Origin of the sequence: Shewanella oneidensis MR-1 (genome assembly GCF_000146165.2) — a bacterium.
GTDB lineage: Bacteria > Pseudomonadota > Gammaproteobacteria > Enterobacterales > Shewanellaceae > Shewanella > Shewanella oneidensis.
The window spans coordinates 100,118-122,524 of record NC_004347.2 but is presented as its reverse complement, the minus strand read 5'-3'; the positions used below and the strand labels follow the sequence as shown (position 1 = coordinate 122,524).

The following is a 22,407-nucleotide window of genomic DNA, read 5'->3' as shown; positions in this document are numbered from 1 at the left end:
TTTACCTCCAAAGTGTCCGCACAGCGGACAATACTACGGACACATTGAGCTTCCACCTGCGGACACAATTATTATTTATTTGAAAAATAAACATAATTTTTTTGGCACATATCCTGCCTAGTCAGGTGCACTAATCACCAACGCTCATTGATAAAGGAAGCATTATGGACACTCGTACAAAATTATTCGGTAGTTTATTGATTATCGCACTCATCCCCTGCGGCATATGGGCAACCCAGCAAACGAGCACTCAAAGTTCAGCCGAAACCAACATTTCGGTAAATAGTCAAAATTACCCAGATTTTTCTTGGATTTATGTGCATCAAGATGGTGAGATGACCATTGGTTCAGGCCAGAGTCAAGATTGGAATAAACTCAAAAGCCAAGGTAATCCCTATAAAACAAACTACCTTTGGGTCAAAACCGCGGGTAAAGCCTATGTAATCACCAAGCAAGACTTAGTAAACCAAGTCAAAGAGGCCGTGCGCCCCATGCAGCTTCAGGGCGAAAAGATGCAGCGTCTAGGTGAACAAATGCAACAACAAGGTGATGCCATTAGCGAGCAAACCAGTCAACTAATCCTTAATCTGGCCACGGGAGAAAAAGACGCTGAGGCCAACTCACAAATAGAGAACTTAGGCACATCGATGGATGTACTCGGTCAAGAGATGGAACAACTTGGCCAAGTTCAGCAAGAGTTAGCCAATGTGGCCGAAAAGCAGGTGTTCGAGCTGGCACAAAACACGATTAAACGTGGCGATGCGACACTCGCGCCCTAATTATCTTAAATTAAAAACACTAAATTATAGGTAATCCCTATTATAGAGATTGTATTTCCTAGTGAAATTGACTATTTTCACGCCGATTTGTTATTTCACTAGGAGAAGGATCAACATGGAACAAGTGGTTAACACAGGGAACGACAACCCTATTCAAATGGCCGACACTGTCTATTCGAAGGAAAAGACACTCTTCACGATTTTAGCGATTATTTCAGGACTGATTTGGGCCGTGCTGATCATAGCCACTAAAGGTCTCGCCCTGATTTATGTGCTGATGTTTTTTATTATCTACCTATTCACCCACTCGGCGTTTATCAGCTACCTCAAAGGTACCGCGGTTGAAATCAGCCCTGAGCAGTTCCCTGATTTACATAAGCAATACCTCGCCTGCTGCAAGCGTTTGGAGATTAAAGAAGCGCCCCGCGCTTACCTGTTAGCCGCCGACGGCATGTTAAACGCCCTCGCTACCCGCTTTTTACGCCGCAACTATATAGTGCTGTTTTCATCGATAGTGGATGCACTTGAGTCGGATAAAGACGCGATAAACTTCTATATAGGCCATGAGCTGGGCCATATTCGCCGTAACCATATTGGCAAAGAACCGCTGTTAGTGTTCGCTACTTGGCTGCCATTAATCGGTGCAGCCTATGCCCGCGCCTGTGAGTATACCTGCGATTTACACGGCCTACGCTGCTGCAACAGCTTACGTTCAGCCACCAATGCGGTTGCCGTACTCGCCGCAGGGGTTGAGCAGTGGAAACGGATGAATGTCGATCAATATATTCGCCAAACCCAAGAATCGAGTGGCTTCTGGATGTCCTTCCACGAACTCAATAGCAGCTATCCTTGGCTGACTAAACGAATGGCAAGAGTGCGCGCCAAAGCACAGGGCAAAGACTATTCAGCGCCTTCTCGCAGTGTGTTTGCCTATATTATTAGCCTGTTTACGCCACGTATGGGCACAGCAGGCGGCGGGATTATCATCCTTGCGGCGATTATCGGTGTGGCCGCAGCGGTCGCCATTCCCGCCTATAAGGAATACCAAGAGAAAGTGGGCGCAGCCAGCATTAACTATGATGATGCCAACAATTCCAGCAGTACACCGCAAATGGACACTGAGCCCGCTAGCGTCCCCGATGCCGCATTGGCTATCGAGCATATCGACCAGTTACATCAATCATTAGTGCCAATAACCGACGTACTCACTAAATACTATCAAAACACTAAAGGGTGGCCGACAGAGCTAGAAGTACTTGGATTAACCGATGAGCAACTGTCAACCTTCAACCTCTATACCGATGGAATTGTTGGCTTTGTCACAGGCGAAGCTCTCGGAGATTATCAAGGCTATGAGGTGTACCTATCGCCACAAGTCGACGAGCAGGATAATGTCACTTGGGTATGTAGCAGTAACGGCATTCCCGACGAATATCTGCCTGCCGACTGCCAAGGCTAAAAACCAAAAGCGCTGCTAATGCAGCGCTTTTTACTGTGTTGTGATTATTTTATTTAAAAAACCAATCAAGCCACACTGAATGTTGGATAAGACTAGCGCTGGATCAGATAACGAATCGTTGGACCATTTTGCTCAATCTCTAACACCTTGTAGCCATGATTCTTAGCATCGAGTGGAATGTTGTTGATTGACTGTGGGCAGTCACTGATCACTTCTAATATTTCCCCCGGTTTCAGTGTCGGCATCGCTTCAAGGGTGGCGACGGCTGGATAAGGGCAAGGCTCACCTACCATATCGAGTTGATAATCTGGAATATATTGACTCATTACGCCGCCTCCGCGATCAATTGTTCATCCCGCTTTGCCTTACGGGCAAAGAAACGTTTTTCCCACAGCAACATGGCCGCAAACGACAATGCCAGCAGCAAATAGGTCACTAATAAGCCACCTTTATCGCCAAAGCTGGTGAGCAGGTTAACCTTGTCCCAGTTGGTCGCTAAGGGTTGAGCCAAGTCATCCCAGTAATAGGCCAGCAGGGTTGAACCGAGCACGTTACCTAAGCCAACCCACCAGAAATGTACTTGACCTTCAACGGCACGGTACATCCAACCTGTCTCACAGCCACCAGCCAGTACAATGCCAAATCCAAACAACAGGCCACCAATCACCGCATTCGGACCAGCCCACATGATTTTGGGTGGCACACCTAATTGCACATAGCTATAAATCCCGATGGCACTCACCGCCATACCGAGAATAATCGCCTTGGCCATATGGGTGCGTCCGGTGATCCACATATCGCGAAATGCCGAGGTAAAGCAGATTTGCGCCCGCTCAATCAACAGACCAAAACCCACACCGCAGAGCATGGCGATACCCAGCTTAGGCGCATTGAACATGGTTAATAATCCCCAACCAATAATGGCTGCGAACACTAACATGCCGATGCGAAAACGCAGTCTGGCTTGGTTTTCATCCTGTTTGACCGAAGACGCTTTATCGACTTTCTTCAATTTCACCGGAATGCGGAACATGGGTAATAGCGTAAAGCGCGCACCAAAGTACGAACCCGCCGCCGTCGCGAGGGCAAAAAACCATGCGTGTAAGGAAAACTGCGGAATACCAGTAAAGAAAGCCGCTAAGTTACAGCCCATCGCCAAGCGAGCGCCAAAGCCGGCAATAATGCCGCCAATTAACGCCTGAGCGATGCGGATACGGCTCTGTGGCATACGCAGTTTAACGTTATTGGCCCAGAGCGCCGCCGCAATACAACCACCAAACATACCGATGATCATCATGCCGTCGATACGGTCTAAGGGAGAGCCTTGCAAACCTATCACCTTGAAATAACCCCAAGTTTCAGGGTTGGCGCCCACCAATTGCAGCAAATGCCCACCCCAGCGAGTAAATTCCCCCGTGACGGCCCAGAAGGTGCCTGTTAAGCCAAAATAGTAAGTAGAAAGGATACCGGCGGCGATGACCGCAGGCATAGGAGCCCAAAAACGAACCAAATATTGTTGTTTAAATTGTTGCCATGTCATGTCATTACCCTAATGAACGAGACTATAAAAAATAAGCGCAAAGCTTATACCTGTTGCCACACAAGCAAGGCACAATCCCTTAAAAAAATAAGGCGCTGAAGAGTCTTAATTGTGTAGCGGCACGCTTAAATGGCTTTCGCTAAGCTGGCACGATTCAGCCCCAATAGCCGATAGCCATGGGTGTAAAGCGTGGCTCTGCCGTTACGACAAAAACCGATAAGCGTGATGTTGCTTTTCTCTGCTAATTCCAACGCCAGTGAAGTCACGGCGGACATAGCAAACAGAATTTGGATATTGGCACTGGCGGCCTTTTGCACCATTTCGAAACTGGCACGGCTGGTAAGCAATACGGCCACAGGTCGCTTAGCGTGCCGCATTGAGCATCCACCGATTAATTTATCCAGTGCAATGTGCCGACCAATGTCCTCATAGGCGGCGATAATCTGTCCCTCTAGATCTAAACCCATGGCAGCATGGGTCGCCCCTGTGAGCTTAAAGTGATGCTGATTATCTTTGACTTGCTCGAGGGCAAACTGGAGATGATCGATATTAAATCTGGCATCCGAGTCAACGCGGATCACGGGTTTTACCGCTTCTTCAAGCTGGGCAACGCCACAGAGTCCACAGCCAGTCCGCCCCGCCATATTACGCCGCAGCTGCTTAAGCGCCATAAAACATCTTTGGGTGATTTCCACTTGAATGAGCACGCCTTCGGGAGTGAACTCAAGATCCACACCTTTGATTTCATTCACATGGGAAACAATCCGCTCCGACAAGGTAAAGCCAATGGCGAACTCTTCGAGGTTTTCGGGACTGGCTAACATCACAGTGTGGGAAATGCCGTTGTACACCAGTGCCACACGCACCTCGTTGGCGACATAATCGGTCAGATCCGATGCCTGTCCCTGCTCTAAAAGGGTCACTTTTCTTTCCGTGACCACAGTATGTGAATGATATTCCATAGCGCCCCTCTAAACTCATAAATTCAAATAAAAACAATTGGTTTACTTATGAAACACGACTTAAGTCACAAAGCGACTAACGAAATACGAATGCACTTGATTCAGGTTTACACATTTTCTACTATCAAGTTGTCTTCTATTGGAAGAACGTCGTCTCCGGTGAGGCGTCCGGATTTCAAATCCGGGTAGGGCTGCCAGCAGTCCTGGGTAGGTTCGACTCCTATGTTCTTCCGCCAATTCTCATGGGAATAAAACAGTTCCCCATCCCGAATTTCCCGACTGTTGCTGCGAAACTTCCTGCGGGTAAAACCGCTGCGGTCAAAAAACTCCAGTAATTGAATGCTTACCTTACGGCCAAGGCCAATCATGTCTTTAAACTCTGCGGTTTCGAGCTTACCGTGGGTGTCCACATGTTCTCGCACTAGATTGGCGTAGTGGCACAGCTGCTCACTCAGCAGATACCTGTCCTTCACCACCGCGGTAATAAAGCCCTGTTGCACCAGTTGAAAGCACAGCAATCGAAGTTTGGCGGGCTCGAGATCCAGATATTCCCCCATCTCAGTCACCCACACAGGGGACGTTTGCTGCGCCAGCCAAGGGGCTAAACGCTGCCAGCACTGCTGCGCCTCGCTATCGAGGACAATCCTGTGATCCGCCAGCTGTAACAAGGCACCGCGCAGCGCCATCTGCCCCTCTTGGCAGAGGCTATCGAGCACCTTATTGGCAAGCTCGCTAGGCAATACGCTATGACTCATACGTTGCAGACGATTGCGCCCCAGCCCTAATTGGTCGGGATGCTCTTGGTGATATTCACGTAACAGATCGATAAACTGCTGTTTTTCTTGCTCAAGCAACTGAGTCGATAGCCCGTAGGCGCCAATCCGAGTCAGCCCCGCCTGCGCTAACATGGCGGCAAGCCCTTCATCGGTTAGCTGCCAGCGCCAACGGATTTCATCAATACTGAGCGCCTCACTCTGGCCGAGTAGCGCCAGCACATTCACCGGATTGGTGAGCTGAGCCAGCTGTTGCAGCTTACTGACACGCTCAGGCGTACGCTTTTTACGATTGGAAACTTTTAATGCCAGCACCCGCCCAGCGCCCAGCGTTTGCTTGCCGCCAATATGCCTGAGCACTATCGGGTCGTCCTGACATAGCAGCAGCGGTTTATCGAGCACAATTTCGGCCAGATAACGCCCCTGCCCATCGGCCTCATCCAGAAGCGATACTCGCCCTAAGGTGTGGTCGGCGCCGTGGTGACAATGAACATTTTGCCAATGGGTTAAGGGTTCAAAACTGCGAATGTGTACTACAGGTCTAGCGCACAAATCAGCCTGAGGCAGACTGCTTAACCAATCACCGCGGGCAGGTGCTCTGTGGTTATCAACACCGGTAAGATTCAAAGCGACCCGAGTGCCACTTAAGGCTCTATGGACTTCCATCCCTTGGCAGTGAATGCCGCGCACCCGTAATTTCGCCTTTTGCCCTGAGCTGTAGAGGCTATCGCCAACACACACACTGCCGCTAATCACAGTGCCAGTAACCACACAGCCCACACCTTTAACGCTAAAGGCGCGATCGAGCGTCATCCTAAAACTGCTGGCATCTTCCGCTTGGGTCGATTGCTGCTCGGCAATATCCAAAATATGTTGTTTAAGGGTTTCTACCCCCGCATCACCTGCATCACTAGCGCAGACCTCAAATACGCCACTGGCCTCAATACCGTATTCTGCCAGCAGCGTTATTCCCTCTGAAGCCAACTTGGCGGCGGTTTGGTCATCGACCAAATCCCGCTTGGTCAGCACTAAGGTCAAACTATTGAGCGGTAAGAGGGCGAGGATTTGCAGATGCTCGCGGGTTTGTGGCATCACCCCGTCGTCACAGGCCAACACCAGCAGCGCGTGGCGCACATGACTCACGCCCACCAGCATGTTATTGATGAATTTTTCATGGCCGGGGACATCGATAAAAGCCAGTCGAGTGCCATCTCGCAGTGGCATAAAAGCGTAGCCGAGATCGATAGTCATGCCACGGCGTTTTTCTTCGGGGAGCCTGTCGGTGTTCATGCCCGTCAAGGCACGGATGAGCGTGCTCTTACCGTGGTCGACATGGCCCGCAGTGACCATAATCATAGCTGCACACCTAAGGTGCTGAGTTCGGCCAATAATTCGGCCTCATCATCGATACCGCGCAGGTCGAGGCGAAGTTGATCTTGGGTCATTCGACCAATCACAGGGCGCTGCGCCTGCTTAAAATGCTGCTCGAGCAGCGTTAAACTGCCACCCTCTTGCGCGTTAAAGCACAGGCCGATTGAGGGCAAAAAGGTATCTGGCTGCGAACCGCTACCGACTTGAGTTTGGCACTCGACTAACTCAAGGCCATAGCTCGGGGTAAACAGCGGCGCTAAGGCTTGCTGCAGGCGCTCACCGATTTGGCGCAACTCTGCTTGGCTGCGGGCAAATTTGGCCATAATTGGCAGTTCTTTGTCTAAGGTTTCGGGGTTGAGATAGTGGATCAGCGTTGCCTCGAGCGCCGCGAGAATCAGCTTATCGCAGCGCAATGCACGCTTTAGCGGATGACTTTGAAGCTTGTTAATTAACGCCTGTTTACCGACAATCAAGCCCGATTGCGGGCCGCCGAGGAGTTTATCGCCGGAGAAGCTCACTAAATCGACACCATCCGCCAGCATAGCTTGGGGGGTCGGTTCTTGTTTTAGACCAAAGCGGCGCAGATCAGTAAGTGAACCGCTGCCAAGATCCGAAATGAGTAATATGCCACGCTCACGGCATAACTGACCCAGCCTAGCCTCCTCCACTGCGGCGGTAAAACCACTGATATGATAGTTGCTGGTATGCACCTTCATAATGGCGGCGGTATTCTCGGTTATCGCCTGCTCATAGTCCTTAAGGTGAGTACGATTAGTACTGCCGACCTCGACTAAGGTGCAGCCCGCTTGGCGCATAATGTCTGGAATGCGAAATGCGCCGCCAATTTCCACCAGCTCACCGCGGGAGACGATCACTTCTTTACCCGCCGCTACCGCCGACAACATCAGCAACACAGCGGCGGCGTTGTTATTCACCACGCAGCAAGCTTCTGCCCCAGTCAGACGTTGGATTAACCCACTAATGGCATTATCCCTATGGCCACGCTCACCGGCGGCTAATTCAAATTCCAGCGGCGTGGGATAACGCATCACAGAGGTTACCGCACGAATGGCCGCCTCAGACTGTTGTGCACGACCAAGATTGGTATGCAAAATGGTACCGGTGAGGTTCCATACGGGTTTTAGACTATGGCTATAGTCCTTTGACAACTGATCAACCAAATATCCGTTTAGTAACGACGGGTTAGCACACCAAGCAGGTAAACGCCGCTCCTGGGCTATCAGCTCACGCGCCGTGCGTAACTGACTATCCAACGCCGCTTTTACTGCCGCTTTACCATAGCGTTGCAGCAAGGGCGCTAACACCGCATCGGCGAGCAGACTGTCCATCGAAGGCAGCGCGCGGTACAGGGCTTGGGGTGTATCGGGTACTTGGGTCATCATTTGTATCATCTTGATAAATATAAGGGGAAGGACTCGACGAGCCCTTCCCGACTTTGGTTATTGCTCAGTTTCATGGGCCAGCAGCAATGGATTGACCGTGGTCGCTCCAAAGCCCTTGGCATTTAGCTCACTGTCGAGCATCAAGGTCGCTAAGTCGTCAGCCACTACATCCATCAACGGTGACTTTTCAACGAACATCATCTTGGTGTAACCATGGCATTCGTCGCAGCTCTCGATACGCACCTGCGCCTGAGTATCGTCAAACGACCAAAGAGTCGTCCCTTTATCCTGACCACAGCTAGTGCAGTGGGCACGAATGTAATGCCATTCGCTCTCACACAAACTGCAATGTAGATAACGCAGACCCGCTCTCGGCTGGTCGACGATCACACTCGCTACGGGATGACTACCGCAAATCGGACACAGGTTCTGCTGCGCTACTTTGCGTTGATCAATCCGTTTGATCACCATAGGCGCCCAATGGGACCAATAGACCCCCATCGCCGCCCAGATAAACAAACTAAAGCGCGCAGGCACTGCGCTCATATGCCCCTGACGCAAGGAAGCACCCCAAGAGGTGAGTTGTTCTGGGGATTGCTGCATCAACAGCCGCAGCACTCGAGCCAGATCTTCACCCACCTGCGGCAGCAGATCACTTAACAGTTGTTGCAGCAGTCCTTGCCAATAGCTATCTGCCTCTGAGCCCAAGTGGGAAAGCGGAATCGCTTCATCTTTCCCCCAAGCGAGCAGCTGACCGAAGTCAGCCTCCGCCGCCAAGCGGGCCTGAATTGCAACCACTCGGCGGCATAACTCAAAGTAGTCAGCCAGCGGCGAGTCCTTAGCCAACGACAGCAAACGCTGCGCCCTTCTGTGATACACAGCTTTAGGGTCCACCGCCTTTAAGGGTTTAAGTTCCAGCGGCGATTCGCTGCCGGGGACCATAGGTATCTCGGCTGTATGACTCATTAATGTTTCTCCACGTCCGAATGTTCATCCAACATCAACGGATGATGTTTACGGCACCACGCCTTAGAGACCTTGCCGTAAAGCATGCCAGTGATAGAGCCTTCCACCCAGCTCGCCATCCAAAAGTGCACCATCACAAACATCAACATGATCAAGGCGCTAATGGCATGCAGCACAATCGCCCAGCCCACCACAGTGGCGGAAAAGTACGGCGCAAAGTAGGGTTGCCACATGATGAATCCCGTCACGGTTAAGGTGATAGAAGTCAACACAAAAGCACGGAACAGCACTTTTTGACCGGGGTTGTAATGGCCGATAGGCGGGATTTTTTCCTCGTTCTCGAACATCACATCCTTGATGGCAAGCATCCAAGCCAGATCGTGTTTTTCCCATTTGTTGTGGTGGTAATAACGCACCAACATCAACATCAAAGGTAAACACATCAACAGGCCAGCAATAGGATGAATAAACTTCGCCAATTGCGGTGTGCCCGCTATCGCGCCCAACCATTGGAAGGAGGGATAGAAGAAGGAAAAGCCCGTCAGAAAGGTGACTAGACCCACAGCCACAATGAACCAATGACAGATGCGGTCGAACAGCTTGTGACGCACTACCATTTCTTGCTTGTTATGCTTGCTCATTTCTTGGCCTCCTCTTCTTGCTTAACCTCTTCCTCTGGCGGTTGATAGCCGGGTTGGTCCTCTTCCACTATGTTGCGACCGACGGTGATCTTATGCAGGCAAGCCACAGCAGCCGTCGCAAGAAGTCCGACAGTACCCAGTGGTTTCACCCAGTCCTGCCACAGGGTGACAGACAATGGGATTTGCGGATCCTTAGGCATTTCGTAGGTTTCAGGCTGAGTGACATCATGCAATATCATCAGCATGCCAGTACCACCCACGCCCTCTGGGTTATAGAGTCCCGCCTTAGGGAAACCACGTTCTTTCAGCTCGTTAACACGCTTTTCGGAGGCGAACAGCATGTCTTCGCGCGTACCAAAACGCAGCGCACCCGTGGTACAGGACTTAACGCAGGAAGGTTCCAGCCCAACAGCCAAGCGGTCAGAACACATAGTGCACTTGTAGGCCTTGTTGTCGACGGCGCTGATCTTCGGGATATCGAATGGGCAGGCACTGGCACAATAACCACAGCCAATACATTTGTCCGAATCGAAATCCACAGTGCCATTGGCATGCTGAATGATTGCGCCAGAGGTCGAGCAAGCCTTTAAGCAAGCGGGATCGGCGCAGTGCATACAGGCAGAGTGAGTAAACTGCCAGCGCAATTTGCCTTGGTCTTCGATCTCGTTGTACTTCATCAAGGTCCAGCACTCTGGAGACAGAGATGCAGGGTTTTGATAAGTCCCTTGGAACGAACCCACCTCTTCACGCAGGTCATTCCATTCTGAGCAAGCTACCTGACAGGCTTTACAGCCATTACACTTAGTCGCGTCAAACAACTTCGCAATTTGCTTCACGCCACCCACTCTTGCCTGTGCAGGCGGAGTGGCTTGCGAAGTGCCGGAACGTTGAATGATATCTTGAGTCGCCATTATCAGACCTCCGCCTTTTCAACATTCACGAGGAACGCTTTGTACTCAGGAACACCCGTGTTGGCATCACCCATCTCAGTGGTAAGGACGTTACAACTATAGGACTTACGTGTAAGCGCGTTATGGCTACCGTGACGTGGAATACCTAGCGTGTGTACTGTTTGACCATTGACCTGCAGTGGGCGCATACGCTTAGTCACCAAGGCTTTCGTGAGAATGTGGCCGCGTTTCGAGCTCACTTTCACCCAATCGCCATTCTTGATGCCTTTTTCTGCCGCCAATTGCTCATTCATTTCGACAAAGGTCTCTGGCATGGCAATCGCCGCTAAACGGCAATGTGTCGTCCAGAAGTTAAAGTGTTCTGTGAGTGAGTAAGTGGTACAGGCGTAGGGATATTCCTCTTTAGTACCAATGGTGTCTTTTACCCCTTCGAACCAACGCAGCACAGGGCTGTGCACCACATTGGGATGCAGTGGGTTGGTGCCGATGGGCGATTCGACTGGCTCGTAATGCTCTGGGAACGGTCCTTCCTTAAGCAGTTTGAGCGCGAAGAAACGACCCACGCCGTCAGCCTGCATAATGAAAGGATGCGCACTTTCCTGTGGATTCAACTTGGCATTGAAGTCGGGTACATCTATCCCTTCCCACTTACCGTCTTTCCACTCGACAATCTTACGGTGCTCATCCCAAGGTTTACCGTTCACATCACAGGAGGCACGGTTGTAGAGGACGCGGCGGTTAAGAGGCCATGCGAAGGCCCAACCCGGCGTAATACCTTTACCCGATGGATCATGGTTATCGCGGCGAGCCATTTGGTTACCGGCTTCAGTCCAAGAACCCGCATAAACCCAACAGGCGCTCGCAGTACTACCATCGGCCTTCAATTCAGCAAAGCTGCTGATCTGACGCTTGGTAGCGACATCGTAACCATTCAACTCTTTCGTCAGCTCGATAGAGCTAGGGTTGTGCGGATCGGTATAGTTCCAGTTAATCGCTTGAATCGGCTCAGGCAGTTTGCCGCCCTCTTCGCGATATAACTTTCTCAACTCCAGCAGCAGACCAGAGACAATCTCTGAGTCCGACATCGCTTCGCCAGGAGGGTTAGCCCATTTATAGTGCCATTGCATCCAACGACCAGAGTTAACGATTGAACCTTCTTCCTCCGCAAACACTGTCGCAGGTAGGCGGAATACTTCGGTTTGAATACTGGCGGTATCGACTTCGTTAAAACCAGGCTCGTTTTGCCAGAAGGTTGCGGTTTCCGATGACAAGTTATCAAGCACTACGAGGAACTTAAGGTTACTCAGTGCTTTGATGTTCTTATTACGGTTTGGCATTGAGTTAATGGCGTTAACCCCTTGCACGATACAACCGTTCACTTTGCCACGGTACATCATGTCCAGATGCTTACCGAAGTCATACATTTGATCCCACTTAGGTAACCACTGATAACCGAACTCGTTTTCAGGCGTCGCATTCTCGCCCCAGAAGGCTTTGAGCAGGGACACATAAAACTTCGGATAGTTTTGCCAGTAGTTGGTTTGACCTGGGCGCAATGGCTTAGGTGTGTTCGCCGCCAAGTGAGCTGCTAAGGTAGGTTCTTTATCGTTTGGCAGTTTAAGGTAACCAGGTAAACTTTGAGCCAGTAGACCCATATCGGTTGAACCTTGAACGTTGGCATGACCGCGCAATGCGTTAACACCACCGCCTAACTGACCTATGTTGCCCAGTAATAACTGGATCATCGCCATAGAACGGATGTTCTGCGCACCTTTACTATGGTGGGTCCAGCCCAGCGCATACATAAATGTCGCCACACGATCTTTAGTATGAGTGCTCGCAATGGCATCACATACCACTTGGTAATCTTCTGTTGGCGTACCAGTGATATTACTTACCGTTGCAAAATCATAACGTTCTACGTGTTGTTTGAGTAAGTTCCACACACAACGCGGGTGCTCAAGTGTTTCATCCACTATGGCATAGCCGTCTTCGTCGAGTTGGTAGAACCAGGATTCTTTGTTGTACTCGCCTTTTGCTTCATCAAAGCCTGAGAATAGGCCGTCATGGAAGTCAAAATCATCCCGCACCAGATAACTGGCGTTGGTATAGGCTTTCACATAATCGAAGTTAACTTGATTGGTCGAAATCAAATAACGGATCACACCCAGAAGGAATGCAATGTCAGTTCCTGAGCGGATTGGGGCATAGTGATCTGCCAATGACGCACTGCGGTTGAAACGTGGGTCAACCACAATCAACTTAGCATTGTTATGCTGCATAGCTTCCGTAACCCAGCCGAATCCGACAGGGTGAGCTTCTGCGGCATTACCGCCCATAATAATCACTACGTTAGAATTTTTAATATCGATCCAGTGGTTGGTCATGGCACCACGCCCAAATGTTGGAGCAAGACTTGCTACCGTTGGGGAGTGTCAGTTACGTGCAATAGTATCGATAGCTACTAGGCCTAAAGCGCGAGCAAATTTTTGTGTCGCTAAGCCGCTCTCATTAGCCATACCGGATGACGTCATCATCCCAGTGGTTAACCAACGGTTAACCGTTACGCCATCGGCGTTCTTTTCAATCAGGTTCGCATCACGGTCATCTTTCATCAAACGTGCAATACGCTTAAAGGCATCTTGCCAGCTGATCCGTTCCCATTTGTTACTGCCGGGAGCGCGATATTCTGGATACTGTAAACGATGTGGGCTGTTGACATAATCCACAAGTCCTGCACCCTTCGAGCACAATGCACCTCGGTTGACGGGATGATCAGCATCACCCTCGATATGGAAAATAGCATGTTCGGAGTTTTTACCCCCACTGCCTTGGCTGTACATCAGCAGGCCGCAACCGACCGAGCAATACGGGCAGTTGTTACGGGTTTCTTTAGCTCCGAGCAGCTTAAACTCTCGCACTGCTGCATAGGCCTTTTCGGACATCAATCCCAGCGCTGAAATCGCTGAGGTTGCCGCTCCGGCCGCACACAGTTTAAAAAACTGGCGTCTGTTCATAGCGTTCTCTCACACTTTTGTCGTTATGAGTTAGATGATTGCAGTGGTAAAGCTGCAATCGTTTGAGTGAGCCAATAAAGTCCTCACTTAATTTAAGATTATCCTCAAAGTGCAAATAGATAACAAATAATGACATGAGATCAAGATCTCAAATAACCAACGACAGGATTAACACCCAAACAAACAACTTTAAGTAATAAAACAAAGAATATATAACTGACAAATCACAAAACCAAAGCCTAAAAAACCAAATACAATAAAAAGACATTTTGTCCACATTATCAAGCCCATTTTGTCCCACAATATGCAACTATGGTTATATCAAGCTTCAATATAAATACAAAACGAAATAAGCAAAGACTAAAACAGCCTCAGATTTACTTGTTTTAGATGGATAGACAGCCACAAAAACTGACAATGTAAAGATTGGATAAAAAAACACTATTCCTACGGTGTTAAACGCACCTAAAGTACAAAGTGCTAAAGCACCAAATTCTCTCCCCTAAATAAGAAAAAGGCATAGCAAATTGCTATGCCTTTCATTTTATCGATCAGTTTCCAGCCCATTAAGTCAGCTTAAGCCTCTATTTGGGCCGAACTCACCCAGCAACACTTACATTTACACTCAGAGGCTAGGTAAAACACCTAAGGGCAAATACGCATTAAAGCTGGCGGTGTAAAGTAGATCCGTGGCCGCTTCGATATCCGGTGCGAAGTATCTGTCTTTATCATAGTAGGCAACCACTTCGCGCAGCTCGGCCTTAGCCTGCGCCACCGCCTTGCTTGGCGTTAATGGTGCGCGGAAATCCAACCCTTGGGCGGCAGCTAATAATTCAATCGCTAATACGCCGCGGGTGTTTTCGCTCATATCCCGTAAACGGCGCGCCGCAAAGGTCGCCATAGAGACGTGATCTTCTTGGTTAGCCGAGGTAGGTAAACTGTCAACCGATGCTGGATGGGCGTAAGTTTTGTTTTCAGAGGCTAATGCTGCCGCCGTTACTTGAGCGATCATAAAGCCCGAGTTCACCCCGCCGTTTTTCACGAGGAAAGGTGGCAATTTAGACAGGCTAGAGTCGATGAGCAGCGCGATACGACGCTCTGCAATCGCGCCTAATTCAGCAATCGCAATCGCCAAGTTATCGGCGGCCATAGCAACTGGCTCAGCGTGGAAGTTACCGCCGGAGATAATATCGCCAGTGTCTTGGAACACCAGTGGGTTATCGGTCACGCCATTGGCTTCGGTCGCTAATACTTCGGCCGCTTGGCGGATTTGGGTCAAGCAAGCACCTAATACCTGTGGTTGGCAACGCAGTGAGTAAGGATCTTGTACCTTTTCACAGTTTGCATGGCTTAAACTGATTTCAGACTCTTCACCCAGCAGATAACGGAACACCATAGCTGAATCGATTTGACCTTTTTGACCACGGGCCGCATGGATGCGAGGATCGAACGGACTGCGGCTACCCATGGCCGCCTCGACGCTCATGGCGCCAATCACTGAGCTGGCAGCAAACAAGTCTTCAGCGTGGAACAAGCCTTCCAGCGCCAGCGCGGTAGAAGCCTGAGTACCGTTGAGCAGGGCTAAGCCTTCCTTCGCGGCTAAATCGATTGGCTTGAGGCCGGCGATTTCTAAGCCTTCGGCGGCCGAAATAATCTGCCCTTGGTAGCTCATCTCGCCTTCACCCAACAGCGGCAAACACATATGGGCTAACGGCGCTAAGTCGCCAGAGGCGCCCACAGAACCTTTTTCAGGCACGCAAGGGTAAACCTCGGCATTCACTAGGCTGATAAGGAAGTTAATCACCTCTAAACGGATACCCGAGAAGCCACGGCTTAAGGAGTTGATCTTTAACACCATCATCAGGCGCACAGTGGCGTCCTGCATATATTGGCCCGTGCCTGCTGCGTGGGATAACACGATAGAGCGTTGCAGTAATTGCAGATCCTCAGGGGCAATCTTAGTGTTGGCCAGCAGACCAAAACCTGTGTTGATGCCGTAAACGGTACGACCTTCATCCAACACCTTTTGCACGATTTGCGCGCTGATGTTGATGTCGTTTATCGCCTCTGGTGCCAGTTCGAGTGTCAGCTTATGGCGGCTGATTTCACGCAGTTGCGCCAGACTTAAACTGCCGGGCGTTAATACTAAATGATTGACTGATTTCATTTTTACATCCGTATTCTTGTCGTTGTTTTTCACGGGGTTGTTTTTCACGGTTTGTGTTGAACAGTTAGTCTTTAAGCATGGGCAGATCTAAGCCCTGCTCCTTGGCGCAATTTTTGGCGATCTCATAACCCGCATCGGCGTGGCGCATCACGCCTGTCGCGGGGTCGTTCCACAATACCCGACCAACACGTTTAGCGGCGGTCTCAGTACCGTCACACACGATCACTACACCTGAATGTTGGCTAAAGCCCATGCCGACGCCGCCGCCGTGGTGCAAGGATACCCAAGTGGCGCCGCTGGCAGTGTTTAGCAGCGCGTTCAGCAATGGCCAATCGGATACCGCATCCGAGCCATCCAGCATAGATTCGGTTTCACGGTTGGGGCTGGCAACTGAGCCTGAGTCTAAGTGGTCACGACCAATGACGATGGGCGCCGACAGCTCGCCGTTTTTCACCATCTCGTTAAAGGCTTGGGCTAAACGGGCACGGTCTTTTAAACCCACCCAGCAGATACGCGCAGGCAGACCTTGGAAGGCGATACGCTCGCGCGCCATGTCTAACCAATTGTGCAGGTGTGGGTTATCTGGGATCAGTTCTTTGACTTTAGCGTCGGTTTTGTAGATATCTTCGGGATCGCCAGACAGGGCCACCCAACGGAACGGGCCAATGCCTTCACAGAACAGTGGGCGAATATAAGCAGGCACAAAACCTGGGAAATCAAAGGCGTTTTTAACGCCAGTTTCGAAGGCCATTTGGCGAATATTGTTACCATAATCGAGCGTGGCTGCACCCGCCGCTTGCAGGTCGAGCATGGCTTGTACTTGCACCGCCATCGAGGCTTTCGCCGCTTTCACGACGGCAGCTTCATCGGTTTTACGCATGTCAGCCGCTTGCGCCATCGTCCAACCCTGTGGCAAATAGCCGTTCAGCGGATCGTGGGCAGAGGTTTGATCAGTCACCACATCAGGGGTAATGCCACGCTTTACTAATTCTGCAAACACATCGGCAGCGTTAGCTAATAAGCCCACTGATACTGGCTTGCCAGCTTGGTTAGCCGCTTCAATCATGGCTAATGCTTCATCAAGCGAAGTCGCTTTTTTATCCACGTAACGAGTACGCAGACGAAAATCGATACGCGTTTCATCCACTTCACAGGCGAGCACCGAGAAGCCAGCCATAGTCCCCGCCAGCGTTTGCGCGCCGCCCATACCACCTAAGCCGCCAGTGAGGATCCATTTGCCTTTGGAGATGCCGCCAAAGTGTTGCTTTGCGACCGACACAAAGGTTTCGTAGGTACCTTGAACAATGCCCTGAGTCCCGATATAAATCCACGAACCCGCGGTCATCTGGCCATACATCGCCAGACCTTGTTTATCTAACTCGTTGAAGTGCTCCCAATTTGCCCAATGTGGCACTAAGTTTGAGTTAGCGATTAACACGCGAGGGGCATCCGCGTGGGTGCGAAATACGCCCACAGGTTTGCCCGATTGCACCAATAAGGTTTCATCGTCTTCGAGGCGTTTTAGCACTTCGATAATCTTGTCATAGCAGTCCCAGTCGCGGGCCGCGCGGCCGATACCGCCGTAAACCACTAAATCCTCTGGGCGCTCGGCCACATCGGGGTGTAAGTTGTTCATTAACATGCGCATTGGCGCTTCGGTTAACCAACTTTTACAGCTTAATTGGCTACCATGGGGCGCAATAATACGGCGGCTTGGGTCGTGTCGCTTGTCCATTGAGATGTCCTCTTTCAACCTGTTGAACTCACTCGCCATTCGGCTAAGTGCTATTGTTTTTATTGTGTTTTTTGTCGCTAAAACCTCGGGTTAACGCCATAAACATTAACCGATTTTCGCGAGCGGTTATTTATTGAATGTCAGGTGACCACCGAGTTTAAAGCGGCTACCCGGATGTACTAATTTGGCAAAACTCACCACCCCTTGGCGTGACCAAGTGCGGCGTGAAATCTGTAAGCAGGGTTCGGTCGCCGGAATGGCTAACCTCTGCTGCAATTCGCTACTGGCGATAATGGCTTCGATGGTGTGGTGCGCCTCGGTCAGCGGAGCCACCTGCGACAGGTATTCATGGGGTGTTTGCTCGCTAAAATCCTGCACTAAGTAGTCAGGCGCAAAGGCGGGATTTACATAACGCTCCTCGACTTGCAGCGGCACGCCCTGCTCGCAATGCACTAATATTGAATGAAATACCGGACTGCCGACGTCGAGCGCCAATGCGATAGCAATCGGCGCGGTAGCGTTCACTTGCTCAAGTGCTAATTGCTGCACACTGTAACCATGGCCACGGTCTTTAATTTCATCGGCGATATTGCGGATCGCCAACATGGAGGATTGCGACTTACGCCCCGCCACAAAGGTGCCAAGCCCCTGCGAACGCTCAAGCACGCCGTTATCTGTCAGCTCTGTCAAGGCGCGACGCGCCGTCATCCGGCTACAGACAAACAGCTCAGCCAGCTGATTTTCCGAGGGCACGCGGGCATTTTCTTCCCACTCACCGGACTCGATACAGCCAGTGATGTATTGCTTTATTTCTGCAAACTTAGGCGTAGCCAAAATACTTCCTCGGTATAAAAATCTAGAATCTAGAATCTAGAATCTAGGTGCTAGGTGCTAGGTGCTAGGTGCTGGCACACTTTTAAACGTTCAAAATTGCGGCTACAATCCTAGCTTGTATATACAAGTAAATACAAGCTAGCTCACATAACTTTCGACAATAAAGAGTTTGCGGGGCCAATATGCCAACGCAGCGAGGGATAACAATGTCTTGGGATCAGGTTTGGATAGACGTAAACGTAGCAACAATGGACCCTTCCATATCAGCACCTTACGGCGCAATTACCCATGCGGCTATCGCCGTAAAAGACGGTAAAATAGCTTGGTTAGGCCCACGCAGCGAGTTGCCCGCCTTCGATGTGTTGTCCATTCCGGTTTACAGGGGCAAGGGCGGTTGGATCACCCCAGGCCTGATTGATGCCCACACCCATTTAGTGTTTGCCGGCAATCGCGCCAACGAATTCGAGCTGCGTCTAAAGGGCGCAACCTACGAGGAAATTGCTCGTGCAGGTGGCGGCATTATTTCGACCGTTAATGCCTGCCGCGAAGCGGATGAAGCAGCATTATTTGAACTCGGCCGTCAGCGTTTAAACGCGCTGGCCAAAGAAGGGGTGACTACAGTTGAGATTAAATCTGGCTATGGTTTAGATACCGAAACCGAACTCAAAATCCTACGTGTTGCCCGCGAACTGGGTAAACATCACCATGTGGATGTCAAAACCACCTTCCTCGGTGCTCACGCAGTGCCGCCCGAATATAAAGGCAACAGCGACGGCTATGTCGACTTAATTATCAATAAGATGCTGCCAGCAGTGATCAAAGAAAACCTCGCCGATGCAGTCGATGTGTTCTGTGAGAATATCGCCTTTAACCTAGAACAAACCGAACGCGTACTGAGCGCCGCCAAAGCTGCGGGCTTGCAAGTCAAACTGCATGCCGAACAATTATCCAATATGGGCGGCTCGGAATTAGCCGCACGTTTAGGAGCAAAGTCGGTTGATCATATTGAATATTTGGATGAGGCTGGCGTTAAAGCCTTAAGTGAAAGCGGCACCTGCGCCGTACTGCTGCCAGGCGCGTTTTACTTTTTGCGGGAAACCCAAAAACCACCTATCGATTTATTACGCCAATACGGCGTACCTATGGTGCTCGCCAGCGATTTCAACCCAGGTTCATTCCCCATTTGCTCGACCCTGTTGATGCTGAATATGGGTTGCACCCTATTCCGCTTAACGCCAGAGGAAGCCTTAGCTGGCCTAACACTCAATGCAGCCAAAGCACTAGGGATTGAAGATAAGGTCGGCAGCTTAGTGGTCGGCAAACAGGCGGATTTCTGTTTATGGAATATCGCCACACCAGCGCAGTTAGCCTACAGCTACGGCGTCAATCCCTGCAAAGATGTAGTGAAGAATGGCAAGCTAGTCCATCAGTAATTTCAACTACTTGGTCTATTTAACTGCAGGTCAGCAATCCTCAGTTAAATAGACCTTCTGACGATAGCGATAAGAACTCCTCGCCTGAATGCCTTGATTGCAACGGCATAATCTCGTTTTAGATGCATTAAGTTACACCACCAATCCAACACATCATCATCTAACGCACCACCATCTAACACATTGAAATAAAATGAAATTCAAACATTTCATGTGATTTTCTGCAAATAACAACATTTTTATCCTCAAATAGGAAAAATGTCCGTTTTTTTAACGAAAAAATCTTGAATGATTCATCTCTATAAAATGATCTATTGCCAGATGATGATGGATGAACCTATGTCAACAATCATGAGTTGTATCGGTATTGCTGTTCTAGTCTTTATTGGGTATCTATTCTCCGAAAATAAACGCCAAATAAAATTTAAAACCATTGCAGGAGCATTAGCACTTCAAATTTTACTGGGTGCATTTGTTATGTTTGTACCAGCAGGCGTCACCATCATTGAAGCCATGAGCAGTGGCGTCAACAGTGTGATTGCCTTTTCAAATTCTGGTTTAACCTTTGTTTTTGGCGATCTAGCTAACTATAAATTAGGCTTTGTTTTCGTTATCAACGTACTTTGCGTAGTTATATTTATCTCTGCCTTAATCTCGGTACTCTACTACCTAAAAGTCATGCAATTTATCATTAATATCATTGGTGGTGGACTCTCTAAGGTATTAGGAACAAGCAAAGCTGAATCCCTTTCTGCTACAGCAAATATCTTTGTCGGTCCGATTGAAGCCCCATCGATGGTTCGACCCTTAGTCAAAAACATGACCCGCTCCGAGTTATTTGCCGTTATGACAGGCGGATTAGCCAGTGTCGCGGGGGGAACTATGGTGGGATATATCAACCTAGGTATTGATCCTAAATATATTCTAACAGCTTGTTTTATGACCGCTCCAGCAGGCCTGTTATTTGCAAAGCTACTCTGCCCACAAACTGAACACAACTTAGTTAATAATGACAATAAAATCGAAGACGCTGATCAGCCAAAAGGATTATTAGAAGCCATAACCGATGGCTCTTTAATGGGCATGAACCAAGTCATTACTGTAACGGCGTTATTAGTTTCATTTGTAGCCATTATTGCATTATTAAATGGCATCATTGGTAGTATCGGCAATTTATTTAGTATCGATAAACTTACATTAGAAATGATTATTGGCTATCTACTATCTCCTTTAGCATTTCTCATGGGAGTCCCTTGGTCTGAGGCAATACCAGCAGCTTCAATTATTGGCCAAAAAATTGCCATTAATGAATTTGTAGCTTATATCAGCTTCTTAGAAGTATCTAATACTCTTTCAGATAAAACACAGGCCATTGTTGTCTTTAGCCTATGTGGATTTGCCAATATTGGCTCACTTGCTATGGTCGTTGGTGGTATCGCTGCCATGTGTCCAGATAAACGAGAACTTATCACTCAAATTGGCCCAAGGGTACTTTTAGCCGCAATCTTGGCCAATTTAATGTCCGGCACTATTGCTGGCGCCCTAGTGTCATTAATGTAATTTAGAGGTGAAACATGTCGACTCCACATATCAATGCGAATCCTGGTGACTTTGCAAAAACAATTATTATGTCTGGTGACCCACTCAGAGCAAAACTCATTGCAGAAACTTATTTAGAGGATGTAAAGGAAGTCACTAATGTTCGTGGAATATTAGGTTTTACTGGGAAATATAAATCTAAAGATATTTCGATTATGGGTCATGGTATGGGCGCACCTTCAGCCTCGATTTATTTTCATGAACTGATGGCAACCTACGGCGTTAAAAACTTTATTCGAGTAGGTAGTTGTGGGGCTATATCAGATAATATTCACCTGAAAGATTTAATTGTTGCCATGGGAGCCTCTACAGACTCAAAAATAAATCGTATTCGCTTTTTAGACCACGATCTTGCAGCCATTGCAAACTATGATCTGTTACAGGCGTGTATTGAAGTGTTAAAAACGACAACTGTTAACTATAAAGTAGGTAACGTGTTTTCATCTGATCTATTTTATCGACCAAATGAAAATGACTATACCCTGATGGCAAAATATGGCGTACTAGGTGTCGAAATGGAAGTAAACGCTCTTTATGCGCTTGCTGCTGAACATCAATGCCGCGCACTTGCTCTTTGTACCGTTACAGACCATATTGTCCAGCATGAACATTTAACGGCAGACGAACGCAGAACCGATCTCCATGAAATGGTCAAAGTCGCATTAGAAACAGCCATTAAGATTTAATCCATTTAATGTGGTTAAAACATATTGAATAAGTCTTAACTTAATGCGTTTTAACCACTTTCACACCAAATTCATACTCCAGGGTAGGGATTGCTATTCAATACTGCGATAGTATACTTGTATACAAATCA

Annotated in this window: 16 protein-coding genes, 1 tRNA gene and 1 pseudogene; 6 read left to right on the top strand and 12 right to left on the bottom strand. The window is 49.2% G+C overall.

The window, feature by feature from the left end; genetic code table 11:
• Positions 1-164: 164 nt before the first annotated feature.
• A complete protein-coding gene (locus SO_RS00545; RefSeq protein ID WP_011070519.1) occupies positions 165-779 on the top strand; it encodes a hypothetical protein in 615 nt (204 codons plus the stop codon).
• Positions 780-894: 115 nt separating this feature from the next.
• A complete protein-coding gene (locus SO_RS00540; RefSeq protein ID WP_011070518.1) occupies positions 895-2,238 on the top strand; it encodes a M48 family metallopeptidase in 1,344 nt (447 codons plus the stop codon).
• Positions 2,239-2,330: 92 nt separating this feature from the next.
• Here the strand turns inward: SO_RS00540 and yedF are convergent, their stop codons facing one another.
• The 3 genes from yedF to fdhD all read right to left on the bottom strand — a co-directional run bounded on the left by yedF (position 2,331) and on the right by fdhD (position 4,740).
• Entirely contained in the window at positions 2,331-2,564 is a 234-nt protein-coding gene (yedF, locus tag SO_RS00535) for a sulfurtransferase-like selenium metabolism protein YedF (RefSeq protein WP_011070517.1), read from the bottom strand.
• Entirely contained in the window at positions 2,564-3,778 is a 1,215-nt protein-coding gene (yedE, locus tag SO_RS00530) for a selenium metabolism membrane protein YedE/FdhT (protein WP_011070516.1), read from the bottom strand. Before yedE ends, yedF begins: the two co-directional genes overlap by 1 nt.
• 125 nt (positions 3,779-3,903) lie before the next feature.
• Positions 3,904-4,740: a formate dehydrogenase accessory sulfurtransferase FdhD gene (gene fdhD / locus SO_RS00525; protein WP_011070515.1), complete on the bottom strand. Its 837-nt coding sequence runs from the start codon at positions 4,738-4,740 to the stop codon at positions 3,904-3,906.
• 141 nt (positions 4,741-4,881) lie between these two features.
• Here fdhD and SO_RS00520 point away from each other — a divergent pair.
• Positions 4,882-4,976 (top strand) — tRNA-Sec (locus tag SO_RS00520).
• A 69-nt stretch (positions 4,977-5,045) separates the two neighbouring features.
• On the opposite strand, the pseudogene selB reads toward SO_RS00520, so the two are convergent.
• From selB to hutC, 9 genes and pseudogenes are all read right to left on the bottom strand, one after another.
• A pseudogene (gene selB / locus SO_RS23475) lies at positions 5,046-6,863 on the bottom strand (selenocysteine-specific translation elongation factor); the annotation flags it as partial.
• A 2-nt stretch (positions 6,864-6,865) separates the two neighbouring features.
• Positions 6,866-8,287: an L-seryl-tRNA(Sec) selenium transferase gene (gene selA / locus SO_RS00510; protein WP_011070513.1), complete on the bottom strand. Its 1,422-nt coding sequence runs from the start codon at positions 8,285-8,287 to the stop codon at positions 6,866-6,868.
• A gap of 57 nt (positions 8,288-8,344) precedes the next feature.
• Positions 8,345-9,253: a formate dehydrogenase accessory protein FdhE gene (fdhE, locus tag SO_RS00505; protein WP_011070512.1), complete on the bottom strand. Its 909-nt coding sequence runs from the start codon at positions 9,251-9,253 to the stop codon at positions 8,345-8,347.
• On the bottom strand, positions 9,253-9,894 hold the full coding sequence (locus SO_RS00500) for a formate dehydrogenase subunit gamma (RefSeq protein ID WP_011070511.1): 642 nt from the start codon (positions 9,892-9,894) through the stop codon (positions 9,253-9,255). The genes fdhE and SO_RS00500 overlap by 1 nt, the downstream gene beginning before the upstream one ends.
• Complete coding sequence (gene fdxH / locus SO_RS00495) at positions 9,891-10,805, bottom strand: formate dehydrogenase subunit beta (protein ID WP_011070510.1); 915 nt, start codon at positions 10,803-10,805, stop codon at positions 9,891-9,893. The genes SO_RS00500 and fdxH overlap by 4 nt, the downstream gene beginning before the upstream one ends.
• 2 nt (positions 10,806-10,807) lie before the next feature.
• Positions 10,808-13,822, bottom strand: coding sequence for a formate dehydrogenase-N subunit alpha (fdnG, locus tag SO_RS00490; protein ID WP_011070509.1), 3,015 nt, complete (start codon positions 13,820-13,822; stop codon positions 10,808-10,810).
• A gap of 625 nt (positions 13,823-14,447) precedes the next feature.
• Positions 14,448-15,989 carry a histidine ammonia-lyase gene (hutH, locus tag SO_RS00485; RefSeq protein WP_011070508.1) on the bottom strand — a complete coding sequence of 514 codons (1,542 nt, stop codon included), beginning with the start codon at positions 15,987-15,989 and terminating at the stop codon, positions 14,448-14,450.
• A 64-nt stretch (positions 15,990-16,053) separates the two neighbouring features.
• On the bottom strand, positions 16,054-17,724 hold the full coding sequence (gene hutU / locus SO_RS00480) for a urocanate hydratase (protein ID WP_011070507.1): 1,671 nt from the start codon (positions 17,722-17,724) through the stop codon (positions 16,054-16,056).
• A 126-nt stretch (positions 17,725-17,850) separates the two neighbouring features.
• A complete protein-coding gene (gene hutC, locus SO_RS00475) occupies positions 17,851-18,558 on the bottom strand; it encodes a histidine utilization repressor (protein WP_011070506.1) in 708 nt (235 codons plus the stop codon).
• 206 nt (positions 18,559-18,764) lie between these two features.
• Here hutC and hutI point away from each other — a divergent pair, with 206 nt between their 5' ends.
• The 3 genes from hutI (at position 18,765) to deoD (ending at position 22,276) form a co-directional block, all read left to right on the top strand.
• Entirely contained in the window at positions 18,765-19,991 is a 1,227-nt protein-coding gene (hutI, locus tag SO_RS00470) for an imidazolonepropionase (RefSeq protein ID WP_011070505.1), read from the top strand.
• 339 nt (positions 19,992-20,330) lie between these two features.
• Entirely contained in the window at positions 20,331-21,551 is a 1,221-nt protein-coding gene (locus tag SO_RS00465; RefSeq protein ID WP_011070504.1) for a NupC/NupG family nucleoside CNT transporter, read from the top strand.
• Positions 21,552-21,565: 14 nt separating this feature from the next.
• Positions 21,566-22,276, top strand: a complete 711-nt coding sequence (gene deoD / locus SO_RS00460) for a purine-nucleoside phosphorylase (protein ID WP_011070503.1) — start codon at positions 21,566-21,568, stop codon at positions 22,274-22,276.
• Positions 22,277-22,407 lie beyond the last annotated feature (131 nt).

Excerpts from the sequence above, each read along its gene's own strand:
- SO_RS00545 (WP_011070519.1), top strand. The coding sequence starts at position 165 with ATGGACACTCGTACAAAATTATTCGGTAGTTTATTGATTATCGCACTC.
- SO_RS00540 (WP_011070518.1), top strand. The coding sequence starts at position 895 with ATGGAACAAGTGGTTAACACAGGGAACGACAACCCTATTCAAATGGCC.
- yedF (WP_011070517.1), bottom strand. The coding sequence starts at position 2,564 with ATGAGTCAATATATTCCAGATTATCAACTCGATATGGTAGGTGAGCCT.
- yedE (WP_011070516.1), bottom strand. The coding sequence starts at position 3,778 with ATGACATGGCAACAATTTAAACAACAATATTTGGTTCGTTTTTGGGCT.
- fdhD (WP_011070515.1), bottom strand. The coding sequence starts at position 4,740 with ATGGAATATCATTCACATACTGTGGTCACGGAAAGAAAAGTGACCCTT.
- selA (WP_011070513.1), bottom strand. The coding sequence starts at position 8,287 with ATGATGACCCAAGTACCCGATACACCCCAAGCCCTGTACCGCGCGCTG.
- fdhE (WP_011070512.1), bottom strand. The coding sequence starts at position 9,253 with ATGAGTCATACAGCCGAGATACCTATGGTCCCCGGCAGCGAATCGCCG.
- SO_RS00500 (WP_011070511.1), bottom strand. The coding sequence starts at position 9,894 with ATGAGCAAGCATAACAAGCAAGAAATGGTAGTGCGTCACAAGCTGTTC.
- fdxH (WP_011070510.1), bottom strand. The coding sequence starts at position 10,805 with ATGGCGACTCAAGATATCATTCAACGTTCCGGCACTTCGCAAGCCACT.
- hutH (WP_011070508.1), bottom strand. The coding sequence starts at position 15,989 with ATGAAATCAGTCAATCATTTAGTATTAACGCCCGGCAGTTTAAGTCTG.
- hutU (WP_011070507.1), bottom strand. The coding sequence starts at position 17,724 with ATGGACAAGCGACACGACCCAAGCCGCCGTATTATTGCGCCCCATGGT.
- hutI (WP_011070505.1), top strand. The coding sequence starts at position 18,765 with ATGTCTTGGGATCAGGTTTGGATAGACGTAAACGTAGCAACAATGGAC.
- SO_RS00465 (WP_011070504.1), top strand. The coding sequence starts at position 20,331 with ATGTCAACAATCATGAGTTGTATCGGTATTGCTGTTCTAGTCTTTATT.
- deoD (WP_011070503.1), top strand. The coding sequence starts at position 21,566 with ATGTCGACTCCACATATCAATGCGAATCCTGGTGACTTTGCAAAAACA.